Below are 11,193 nucleotides of genomic sequence, written 5' to 3' on the forward strand. Positions count from 1 at the left end.
CCGCATCACACCGACAGAATGCTCACACTACTTCGAAAACTCCGGATATGACCGAAACTAATCTCATCCCGCTCTAGTATAGGAAACGTCTTTTAATCCTGACGATACAAAGCAATCTTTTACTACCGATCCGGCAATCTTAACCTCAGCACCATTCGGTATTTTACGTTCAAGAGAATTTTCGTCATGGCGAAAGAGATAACCCGTCCGCTCTTTCCACATACCTACGTCTGTAACAATGTTATTGAGCGAGTTCTCCTCAGCAGGGCTCATGCCCGCGGAGAGAGGCATCGCTTGCTGGAGTCGTCGCGACATGAACACGGCTTCTGTCTGAGAACGATCTAATCCGATTTCCCTCATTGCAGGCTCAAGGAAAATATCTTGCATACCGGTATAGCCAAGTTCGGAAAATCCACCTTGGCGACTATCGATGGCATAAAGTAAGACTTCTAGTTTCTGTTTGATTACCTTCCCTAAGTCGAAATCCGACATAATTTCACCCCTTAGAAAGCGAGCGCTGCTATTCCAGCCCAATGCGGCTAAACCACCCATCAGTCCAATCGCATTTCGCGTAGATTGATTCTCTCGATCAGATACATTTGGCTTTGTCGAATTATTTGTCACAGGTGCAGAAGAAGTAGCCTCGTTTGTCCTCTTTGACGTTACTGGCTAGGCGATATCTGCTGAGTTGCGTCCGACCTACCTTTCAACCCCTACGCCCTTTACCCGTCGGTCGGGACTAAATAAATCTCCTCGGACGGTATCATGCTCTATCTCTTTGATTTAGAGAGGGATTCAGATTTCAGGTCGATTAGACCTGAAATCATCCGGCTGCCAGCCCATAGCGTTCGACGACTTCGGCGTTGATCAGCTTGGCGTGCAGCGCCATCAGCACGATCCGCGCATCGAAGCTGTCGCCGGTTTCAAGGGCAGCCTCGATCCGGCGCTCCGCGTCGAGCCGCTGCAGCAAGCCTTGCGCACGCTCGAAGGTTTCCGGGCCGGCGATGCAATAGCTGAACAGCTGCGCCACCTGCGAATAGGCCTGCGGCGGTGGCTCCTCGGGCCAGCGGTCCTTCATCAGATTGACGATGGTGAGTTTCACCCCTTCGGGCACGAGGGCGGGATGCAGGTCGGCGCCGCGCAAGGCGGCGTCGAGCTGTCGCAAATCGCCCGAGCGACCGAACATGCCGAGAAAGCCGAGGGAAGAGCGTCGTTGCGCCATGATGGTCCAATCCGTTTCCAACCAGTTAGAGCAATTCCAGGAAAAGTGCGTAGCGGTTTTCCGTCCGGAATTGCGTAAAAACAAGAAGTTAGAGCGGGTCAGAGATTCTATCAAACACTGAACCGCTCTAGGTGGTTGGCTGGCAGAATACAAAGGCAGCGACATGCGTCTATCCGCTCACCGCCAGCAGCAGCAGACCAGCCAGGGCCGACCCGGCGAGAGTCGGCAGCATGCCGATCTTCAGCTTGAGGATGGCGATCATGGCGGCACAGGACAACAATGCGGCTCGCCAGTCGATCGATGACGGCACCGGCACATTCATGCCGAGGCCAAGTTTGCTGACTTGGTGAAAGATGACGTGCATGGCGAACCACAGAGCAAGGTTCATGATGACGCCGACAACAGCGGCGGTGATCGCGCCCAGCGCGGCCGACAGAGCCTTGTTGCCACGCAAGGCCTCGATATAGGGCGCACCGAGGAATATCCAGAAGAAGCATGGGGTAAACGTGACCCACAAGGTCAGCAGCGCTCCAAGCGATCCGCCAAGCAACGGGTTCAGCGAGCCGGAGTGGCGAAACGCGGCGATGAAGCCGACAAACTGCAACACCAGAATGAGCGGACCAGGCGTGGTTTCGGCAAGCCCGAGGCCATCGACCATCTCGCCGGGTGCCAGCCAGCCGAAAGATTCGACGGCCGCCTGTGCGACATAGGCGAGAACCGCGTAGGCGCCGCCGAAGGTGACGACCGCCATCAGGCTGAAGAACCCGCCTATCTGCGTCCACACGCTGCTCGTGCCGGTGAGCGCCCAGAGCAACAGAACCGGCCCGAGCCAGATCGGCAGCCAGATGGCGACGGTGCGCGGCGCATGCCATCGTGTCGGCCTGGTATGGGTTAGCTCGCCGCGTTCGAACATCAGGTCGACCGCTCCCCTGATGTCGGGAGCGTCGTTCTTGCCGTGCGCCGCGCCGGAAAACAGGGCTGGCGCGACCCGGTTTCCCAGCCATCCCACCAGCCCTGCAAGCAGGACGATGAGCGGGAACGGGATGCTGAGCACATAGATGCCGAGAAAAGCGCAAGCCGCGATCGCCACCATCACCCGGTTCTTCAAGGCGCGGCGGCCGATGCGGATCACCGCCTCGACCACGACCGCGAGCACGGCGGCCTTGACCCCGAAGAACAGCGACTCGACCAGCGGGACATCACCATAGAGCGCATAAAAGGTGCTCAGGGTGAGCATGACGAGCGCACCGGGCACCACGAACAAGACGCCTGCGACGAGACCGCCGACCGTCCTGTGCAGCAGCCAGCCAATATAGATGGCGAGCTGCTGCGCCTCGGGACCGGGCAGCAGCATGCAGTAATTCAAGGCATGCAGGAAACGCTGTTCGCCGATCCAGCGCCGGTCCTCGACCAATTCCTTGTGCATGAGCGCGATCTGCCCCGCGGGTCCGCCGAAGCTCAGCAATCCGATCTTCGCCCAGAGTTTCGTAGCCTCGCGGAAGCTCGGGACCGCCGGCACATCCACGACGTCCGCATCTTTCCCCGAAACGAGGCTGCTCATGACGGCTTTGCCCCGCCCGGCCAGTTGTGCGTCTCGTCGGTGGCGTCGCGGCACCAGCGGAAGAACGCGTCATAGAGCAGCATCCCCGCCCCCAGCTGTTCCAGATCGTCGCGGAACATGCGTGACAGGCCGAGCGAGGCGGCAAGGAATCCGGCGGCCTGGGGAACGAGATCGAGCCTGGCGGTGTCGGCCGCGCGCACGATCGTGGCAAGGCGGTCGAGTGCCTGGGATTCCAGCCCGAACTCCTCGATCATCGTGTCGAAGGTGCAGCGTTCGCCGCGGTGGCTCCAGAACACATTGTCGATGTCGAAGGGCACTGCTTGGAAGCGGTCGGCGACGGCAGGCACTTCGGCCGCCTCGACGAAAAGAAAGACCGCATGCGGATCGATGAAACGCCGGATCAGCCAGGGGCAGGCGATGCGGTCGACCTTGGGGCGAGCCCGCGTCACCCAGACGGTGCGGCCTTTTTCATCGCGGGACGGTATCTTGCCGGCGCGGACTAGAAGGCCCCCGGCATCGCGCCAGGCCTCGAAACCGCCTTCGAGGGATTCGGCGGCAACGCCCTGGTGCCGCAGCCATGCGGCCACGCCCTGCGAAAGCTTTTGCCCCCTCTGGCAGACGACGGCCACTTGGCTGCCGGCAAGATCGTTTGCCCAGACCGAGACGGTTTTGAAGTTGCGCCGGTGCGAGGCCGGCAGCAGGCGCGGATCGGCGTCGTGATCGTCATCGATGCGGACATCGACGATCACAGGTGCGCCGGGCAGACCAATCAGACGGGATAGTTGCTGTACGGTGATAGCGGTTGTTGACGGCATGGCGTCCACCTCCTGAACAAAGAAGCCTGGACGCGAACATTGGGCTGACGCCTCACGGGGTCGTCGCGATGCACCCCTTGGCATGATGGTGGAATTGTTGGGCGGGCTTGTCAAGGACGGAGCGTTCGCGGCCTACGACGTGAGGACGGCGGCTTGATCGATCAGGCCGCCGGTGTTCGTTTATTTATCTGTGACCAGCCAGGAATAATCGATGATTATTCCGGGGAATAATCGATGATTATTCCGGGGAAGAATCAGTGATTGTCGCGAGGCACGCCCATGGTGTGCGCGACATCCTGGTATTTCACCGCCGGCTTCAGCACCATGCCGGCCGAGAACTGGTCGACCATGCCGCGCTGGATCTCCTGCCACGGCGTCTGGTGCTGGGGATAATGATAGCCGCCATCTTTCTCCAGTTCGGCGCGACGCCGGGTGATTTCGTCGTCGCTGACGAGGATATTCGCGGTGCCTTTCCGCAGGTCGATGCGGACGCGGTCGCCGGTCTTGAGCAGCGCCAGGCCGCCGCCGACGGCGGCTTCCGGCGAGGCGTTGAGGATCGACGGCGAGCCCGACGTGCCGGACTGGCGGCCGTCGCCGATGCAGGCCAGCGCGTGGATACCCTTCTTGATGAGGTAGGCCGGCGGCTGCATGTTGACGACCTCGGCGCCGCCAGGATAGCCGACAGGGCCGGCGCCGCGCATGAACAGGATGGTGTGCTCGTCGATGCCTTGCGCCGGATCGTCTATGCGGGCGTGGTAATCCTCCGGGCCGTCGAAGACCATGGCGTTGCCCTCGAAGGCTTCCGGATCGTTCGGGTTGGACAGATAGCGCTCGCGGAATTCCGGCGAGATGCCGCTCATCTTCATGATCGCCGAATCGAACAGATTGCCCTTGAAGTTGATGAAGCCGGCATTGGACTTCAGCGGCTCGGCCACGGTGCGGATGACGTCGGTGTTCTCGTTGGCGACCCCCTCGCAGTTGGCACCGATCGACTTGCCATTGACGGTCAAGGCATCGGGATGCGGCAGCATTCCGGCCTTCATCAGTTCGGCCACCACGGCGGGTACGCCGCCGGCGTGGTGATAGTCTTCGCCGAGATATTCACCCGACGGCTGCAGGTTGACGATGAGCGGCACATTGAGGCCGACCTTCTGCCAGTCGTCATTGTCGAGCGGCACGCCGAGATGGCGGGCAATCGCATTGAGATGGATCGGCGCGTTGGTGGAGCCGCCGATCGCCGAATTGACGACGATGGCGTTTTCGAAGGCCGCGCGAGTCATGATGTCGGACGGTTTCAGGTCCTCGTGCACCATGTCGACGATGCGCTTTCCGGTCTCGTAGGCGATCTGGCCGCGTTCGCGGTACGGCGCCGGGATGGCGGCCGAACCAGGCAGTTGCATGCCGAGCGCCTCGGCCAGCGAATTCATCGTGGTGGCGGTGCCCATGGTGTTGCAGTAGCCCGTGGACGGCGCCGATGAGGCGACGATGTCCATGAACTCGTCATAGTCGATCTCGCCGGCCGACAGGCGCTGGCGCGATTCCCAGACGATGGTGCCCGAGCCGGTGCGCTTGCCCTTGTGCCAGCCATTGAGCATCGGGCCGACCGATAGCGCGATGGCCGGGATGTTGACGGTCGCCGCCGCCATCAGCAAGGCAGGCGTGGTCTTGTCGCAGCCGATGGTCAGCACGACGCCGTCGAGCGGATAGCCATAGAGCACCTCGACCAGGCTGAGATAGGCGAGGTTGCGGTCAAGTGCCGCGGTCGGCCGCTTGCCGGTCTCCTGGATCGGATGACAGGGGAATTCGAAAGGAATGCCGCCCATCGAGACGATACCTTCGCGCACGCGCTTGGCGAGCTCGATGTGGTGCCGGTTGCAAGGCGAGAGATCAGAGCCCGTCTGGGCGATGCCGATCAGCGGCTTGCCCGACATCAACTCGGCGCGCGTCAGCCCGTAATTCAGATAGCGCTCGAGATAGAGCGCCGTCATTCCCGGATTGTCGGGATTGTCGAACCACTCCTGCGAGCGGAACTTTTTCTTTTTCGTGGGGGCGCCGGCCATCATGGTCTCCGTATTTGTATGACAAATCGATATGACAACGCGCGGATGCAGGCAAGGGGCACGCGTGATCTGAATCCCGACTTTGGTGCGATAGACAGCTATCGAGCCGCGCGCTACGACCAATCCGACATCGGCGATCGGGGAGGTTTAGATGGCTTTGGTGATCGAGGGCGAGGAACGTATCGCCGCACCCGTGCAGAAAGTGTGGGAAGCGCTGAATGACCCAACCGTCCTGAAGGACGCCATTCCGGGCTGCAAGAGCCTGGAAATGAAATCGGCGACCGAGATGGCGGCAACGGTGGTGCTGAAGATCGGGCCGATCAAGGCGACCTTCAACGGCGAAGTGACGCTGAAAAATCTCAAGCCGCCGCATGCCTATACCATCCAGGGCGAAGGCAAGGGTGGCATCGCCGGCTTCGCCAAGGGCGGCGCCGACGTCACCCTCACCGCCGACGGGCCGGACGCGACGGTCCTCAAATATGCCGCCAAGGCAGAAGTCGGCGGCAAGATCGCGCAGCTCGGCAGCCGGCTGATCGAATCGACATCGAAGAAACTGGCCGGACAGTTCTTTTCGGCATTCGGCGAGAAAGTCGGCGGCTGATTCTTCCCGTGAAGGATTACTCAAATACGATGTTCGGCACAGCCGCTTCGGCCGCGCCACGTTCCTCATTGACCCTGTCCCAGACCTTGGAAGCTATATCGCGGTAGATTTTCGCCTCGGCGCCGTCGGACTTCGAGACGACCACCGGCGTGCCGGCGTCCGAGCTCTCGCGAATGCCCATTTCCAGCGGAACCTCGCCGAGGAAGGTGACGCCCAGCCTCTCGGCCTCGCGGCGCGCGCCGCCATGGCCGAAAATATCGTAGCGCTTGCCGGTGTCCGGGGCGAGGAAGTAGCTCATGTTCTCGACGATGCCGAGCAGCGGCACGTCGACTTTCTTGAACATGTTGAGACCCTTGCGGGCATCGATCAGCGCCAGGTCCTGCGGCGTCGAGACGATGACCGCGCCGGCCAGAGGCACCTGCTGGGCCATGGTGAGCTGCGCGTCGCCGGTGCCAGGCGGCATGTCGACGACGAGCACGTCGAGCCGCCCCCATTCGACCTCGCGCAGCATCTGCGTGAGCGCCGACATCACCATCGGCCCGCGCCAGATCATCGGCGTCTCCTCATCGACGAGGAAACCCATCGACATCACCTTGAGGCCGTAATTCTCCATGGGTTTCAGGATCTTGCCGTCGACCGTCTGCGGCCGGCCGTGGATGTTGAGCAGCCTGGGCATCGACGGGCCGTAGATGTCGGCATCGAGCACGCCAACCCGCAAGCCATTGGCGGCAAGGCCAAGCGCCAGATTGACGGCCGTGGTCGACTTGCCGACGCCGCCCTTGCCGGAGGCAACCGCGATGATCGCCTCGATGCCGGGCACGCCGCGCTTGCCATGGCTCTGCGAAGCCGGAGCATGCGGGGCCGCCCGTGGTGCGGCGGTGGGCGGAGCCGGCCTGGGTGCGGGACGCGGTGGAACCGGTGCCTCCATGCCGCCGCCTTTCTTTTCAGCCGTCAGCGCAACGACCGCGCCGGCGACGCCGGGAATGGCCTTCACCACCCGCTCGGCGGCGGCACGCAACGGCTCCATCTCCGGGGCGCGCGCGGCGGGCACGGTGATCGAGAAGAACACCTTCGAATCGGCGATGAAAATCTCCGACACCATGCCGAGATCGACGATGTTGCCGGTGAAGTCCGGCCCGTTGACGGTCTTCAGGCGCTCGACGACGATTTCCTTGGTGATGGACATGGCTGTTATTCCCTGGCGTTCGGCTGCAGCTCACATAGTGCAGAACGCGGACGGCTCCAAGCGTCAGGCGTGTGGCGGTCGTCAAGCGGCCTGGGTGACCTATTTCCATGACCAGAGGGAATGACAGCCAGGAAAGGAGACGATCATGCTTGAAAACAGCAACGCAACGGCCAATCTCGCGGTCAGGGACCTGGCCAAGGCAAAGGCTTTCTATGAGGGGACGCTCGGCCTGAAACAGGTGCACGATGAGGGCGGCGAACTGATCGTGTACAAAAGCGGCGACACCACCATCAATGTCTATCGCTCCCAATTCGCCGGAACCAACAAGGCGACAGCGGTGACGTGGGCGGTCGGCGACGCGATCGGCACCGTCGTCGCCGCGCTGAAATCGAAGGGCGTCGTCTTTGAACACTACGAAATGCCCGGTTTGACGCTGGAAGGTGATGTCCATGTCGGACAGGGTATGAGGGTCGCTTGGTTCAAGGATCCGGACGGCAACATCCTGAATCTCGTCGACAGGTAGTTTTTTGCGATTGCGCAATGGCTGGGGGCGGCACGATTGTCGGCGGTAGCAGCAACCATCTGGCGCGGCGCCACTGCGCCGGATAGCTTCCGCCAATGATCGACAAGCTGGAATTCTTCATCGCACTGGCCAGGGAAGAGCATTTCGGCCGCGCCGCGGAAGTGTGCGGCGTCACCCAGCCGACGCTGTCGGCCGGCATCAAGCAACTGGAAGGCCAGCTCGGCGTCATGCTCGTACTGCGCGGCTCGCGCTTTCAGGGGCTGACGCCGGAGGGCAAGCAGGTGTTGGTCTGGGCGCGCCGCATCGTTGGCGACTCCAGGACCATGCGCGAGGAGATGCGGGCGGCGCGCCACGGCCTCTCCGGCCGCATCCGCATCGCCGCCATCCCGACGGCGCTCGCCATGGTGGCGCGGCTGACGACGCCGTTTCGCGAAAAGCATCCGGGCGTCACTTTTTCAGTATTGTCGCGCACCTCGATCGAAGTACTGTCGCTGCTGGGCAATTTCGATGTCGATGCCGGCATCACCTATCTCGACAACGAACCGCTGGGACGGGTGACCAGCGTGCCGCTCTATGACGAGCGCTACCAGTTGATCACCGCTATCGGCAATCCCTATTCCGACCGCGACAAAGTGACATGGGCGGAGATCAGCCATTTGCCGCTGTGCCTTCTGACGCCGGACATGCAGAACCGGCGCATCATCGACCAGCACCTGGCGGAAGCGGGCGTGCAGGTGCGGCCGACGCTGGAATCGAACTCGATGATCGTGCTGTTCTCGCACATCCGAACCGGTAAATGGTCGTCGATCATGCCACTCAACCTTGCGGAAACATTCGGTTTTTCCGAACCGATCCGGGCCATTCCGATCGTCGAGCCCGATGCCAGCCATACAGTCGGACTGGTGGCCGCGCCGCGTGAGCCGCACACGCCGCTGGTGCAGGCGCTGCTGGACGAGGCGATGGCGCTGGCAGACGATTTCCGCGCCCATCGCTAGGCTAGAGAATGGAGGCTGAGCGTTGTCGATAGAAAATTTCTATCAAACGACGGGACAGCTCTATTGATCTCGGGGGTTTCCTCTGATTTCGTAAGGACTTAGCGATATTGCGCCCTGTGCATGTCGTTACCCCAAAACCGCTCTATATCTTGGGGTGACATATATCGGGCCGCCATGACCAGGGAGGGCGCTGCATGACCGTGCAGCCTGCAAGTACCGAGATCGCGTCGCGCATTGCGGCGATCATCGAGGAGTTGAAGGACCTCGAAGGTCCGTTGCTGCCGATCCTGCACGGCATCCAGGAAGAGTTCGGCCATGTGCCGCAGGCCTCACTGCCGGTCATCGCCGACGGGCTGAACCTCTCCAGGGCCGAAGTGCACGGCGTCGTCAGCTTCTATCACGATTTCCGTGCCCGGCCGGCCGGCCGGCACGTGCTGAAGCTCTGCCAGGCGGAAGCCTGCCAGTCGATGGGCTCGGACGCCGTCGCCGCCAGGGTCAAGCAGTTGCTCGGCATCGATTTCCATGAGACCACGCATGACGGATCGGTTACGCTCGAGCCGGTCTATTGTCTTGGCCTGTGTGCCTGTTCGCCGTCGGCTATGCTTGACGGCGAGGTGATCGGACGGCTCGATGACGACAAGATCGACGAGATCGTCGCCGAGGTGCGCTCATGACCCCCCGCATCTACATTCCCGGCGATTCCGGCGCGCTGGCGCTGGGCGCGGAAAAGGTCGCCAAAGCGATCGCAAATGAACTTGCCGAGCGCGGCATCGAGGCCAAGATCGTGCGCAACGGCTCGCGCGGCGCCTATTTCCTCGAACCGATGGTCGAAGTGGCGACAGACAATGGCCGTGTCGCGTATGGGCCGGTGAAGCCGTCGGACGTGAAGAGCCTGTTCGACAGCGGCTTCCTCAAGGGCGGGTATCACAAGCGCTGGCTCGGTGCGCCCGACAAAATCCCGTTCCTCGCCAAGCAGACCAGGCTGACCTTCGCGCGCTGCGGCATCAACGACCCGCTGTCGCTCGATGCCTACAAGTCGCTCGGCGGATTGAACGGCCTGCAGAACGCGGTGGCCATGGCGCCCGCCGACATCGTCAAGCAGGTGACCGACTCGGGCCTGCGCGGCCGCGGCGGCGCGGGCTTCCCGACCGGCATCAAATGGAAGACGGTGCTCGACACGACATCGGAGCGCAAATACATCGTCTGCAACGCCGATGAGGGCGACAGCGCCACCTTCGCCGACCGCATGATCATGGAAGGCGACCCCTTCGTGCTCATCGAAGGCATGGCCATCGCCGGCATCGCCACAGGCGCGACCAAGGGTTTTGTCTACATCCGCTCGGAATATCCGCATGCGGTGGCTGTCATGAACAAGGCGGTCGAGATCGCCCGCAAGGCGGGCGTGCTCGGCGTCAATGTGCTGGGCTCGCCCAACGCCTTCGACATGGAAATCCGCGTCGGCGCCGGCGCCTATGTCTGCGGCGAGGAAACCTCGCTCTTGAACAGCCTGGAAGGCAAGCGCGGCGTGGTGCGCGCCAAGCCGCCGCTGCCCGCGATACAAGGATTGTTCGGCAAGCCGACGGTGATCAACAACGTCATCTCGCTGGCCTCGGTGCCTATCATCATGGACAAGGGCGCCACCTTCTACAAGGATTTCGGCATGGGCCGCTCACGCGGCACGATCCCGATCCAGATCGCCGGCAACGTCAAGCAAGGCGGCCTGTTCGAAACCGCTTTCGGCCTGACACTGGGCGAGATCGTCGACGATATCGGCGGCGGCACGTCCACTGGACGTCCGGTCAAGGCGGTGCAGGTCGGCGGGCCGCTCGGCGCCTATTTCCCGCGCGCCTTGTTCGACACGCCGTTCGACTACGAAGAATTCGCCAAGCGCGATGGACTGATCGGCCACGCCGGCGTCACAGTTTTCGACGATACTGCCGACATGCTGAAGCAGGCACGCTTCGCCATGGAGTTCTGCGCCATCGAAAGCTGCGGCAAGTGCACGCCTTGCCGCATCGGCTCGACGCGAGGCGTGGAAACCATCGACAGGCTTGCCGCCGGCATCGAGCCGGAGAAGAACCTCGCTTTGGTCACGGACCTCTGCAACACGATGAAGTTCGGTTCGCTCTGCGCGCTGGGGGGCTTCACGCCCTACCCGGTGATGAGCTCGATCACGCATTTCCCCGAGGATTTCAAGCCCGCGCCAGCGCGCGTGGCTGCTGAATAGGAG

The 11,193-nt window shown here is 62.1% G+C and carries 11 protein-coding genes; 5 read left to right on the top strand and 6 right to left on the bottom strand.

What is annotated here, in order from left to right:
• Window positions 1-63: 63 nt before the first annotated feature.
• From LB536_RS26325 to LB536_RS26345, 5 genes are all read right to left on the bottom strand, one after another.
• Window positions 64-552 carry a hypothetical protein gene (locus LB536_RS26325; RefSeq protein ID WP_224597730.1) on the bottom strand — a complete coding sequence of 163 codons (489 nt, stop codon included), beginning with the start codon at window positions 550-552 and terminating at the stop codon, window positions 64-66.
• Window positions 553-823: 271 nt separating this feature from the next.
• Window positions 824-1,222 (bottom strand): hypothetical protein, encoded by a 399-nt coding sequence (locus LB536_RS26330; protein WP_224597842.1) that lies wholly within the window; start codon window positions 1,220-1,222, stop codon window positions 824-826.
• A 169-nt stretch (window positions 1,223-1,391) separates the two neighbouring features.
• Window positions 1,392-2,783, bottom strand: a complete 1,392-nt coding sequence (chrA, locus tag LB536_RS26335) for a chromate efflux transporter (RefSeq protein ID WP_224597734.1) — start codon at window positions 2,781-2,783, stop codon at window positions 1,392-1,394.
• A complete protein-coding gene (locus LB536_RS26340; protein WP_140757974.1) occupies window positions 2,780-3,598 on the bottom strand; it encodes a chromate resistance protein ChrB domain-containing protein in 819 nt (272 codons plus the stop codon). The genes chrA and LB536_RS26340 overlap by 4 nt, the downstream gene beginning before the upstream one ends.
• A gap of 254 nt (window positions 3,599-3,852) precedes the next feature.
• Window positions 3,853-5,658, bottom strand: coding sequence for an IlvD/Edd family dehydratase (locus LB536_RS26345; protein ID WP_140810850.1), 1,806 nt, complete (start codon window positions 5,656-5,658; stop codon window positions 3,853-3,855).
• Window positions 5,659-5,809: 151 nt separating this feature from the next.
• On the opposite strand from LB536_RS26345, the gene LB536_RS26350 reads away from it, so the two are divergent.
• Window positions 5,810-6,259 carry an SRPBCC family protein gene (locus LB536_RS26350; protein ID WP_140757976.1) on the top strand — a complete coding sequence of 150 codons (450 nt, stop codon included), beginning with the start codon at window positions 5,810-5,812 and terminating at the stop codon, window positions 6,257-6,259.
• Window positions 6,260-6,275: 16 nt separating this feature from the next.
• On the opposite strand, the gene LB536_RS26355 is transcribed toward LB536_RS26350, so the two are convergent.
• A complete protein-coding gene (locus LB536_RS26355) occupies window positions 6,276-7,445 on the bottom strand; it encodes an Mrp/NBP35 family ATP-binding protein (RefSeq protein ID WP_224597736.1) in 1,170 nt (389 codons plus the stop codon).
• A 145-nt stretch (window positions 7,446-7,590) separates the two neighbouring features.
• On the opposite strand from LB536_RS26355, the gene LB536_RS26360 reads away from it, so the two are divergent.
• From LB536_RS26360 to LB536_RS26375, 4 genes are all read left to right on the top strand, one after another.
• Window positions 7,591-7,968: a VOC family protein gene (locus LB536_RS26360; RefSeq protein ID WP_224597739.1), complete on the top strand. Its 378-nt coding sequence runs from the start codon at window positions 7,591-7,593 to the stop codon at window positions 7,966-7,968.
• A gap of 95 nt (window positions 7,969-8,063) precedes the next feature.
• Window positions 8,064-8,963, top strand: a complete 900-nt coding sequence (locus tag LB536_RS26365) for a LysR family transcriptional regulator (RefSeq protein WP_140757979.1) — start codon at window positions 8,064-8,066, stop codon at window positions 8,961-8,963.
• 194 nt (window positions 8,964-9,157) lie between these two features.
• Window positions 9,158-9,637 (top strand): formate dehydrogenase subunit gamma, encoded by a 480-nt coding sequence (locus LB536_RS26370; protein ID WP_224597742.1) that lies wholly within the window; start codon window positions 9,158-9,160, stop codon window positions 9,635-9,637.
• Window positions 9,634-11,190, top strand: a complete 1,557-nt coding sequence (locus LB536_RS26375; protein WP_224597745.1) for a formate dehydrogenase beta subunit — start codon at window positions 9,634-9,636, stop codon at window positions 11,188-11,190. Before LB536_RS26370 ends, LB536_RS26375 begins: the two co-directional genes overlap by 4 nt.
• Window positions 11,191-11,193: the final 3 nt, after the last annotated feature.

The organism is Mesorhizobium sp. ES1-3, assembly GCF_020164795.1.
GTDB lineage: Bacteria > Pseudomonadota > Alphaproteobacteria > Rhizobiales > Rhizobiaceae > Mesorhizobium.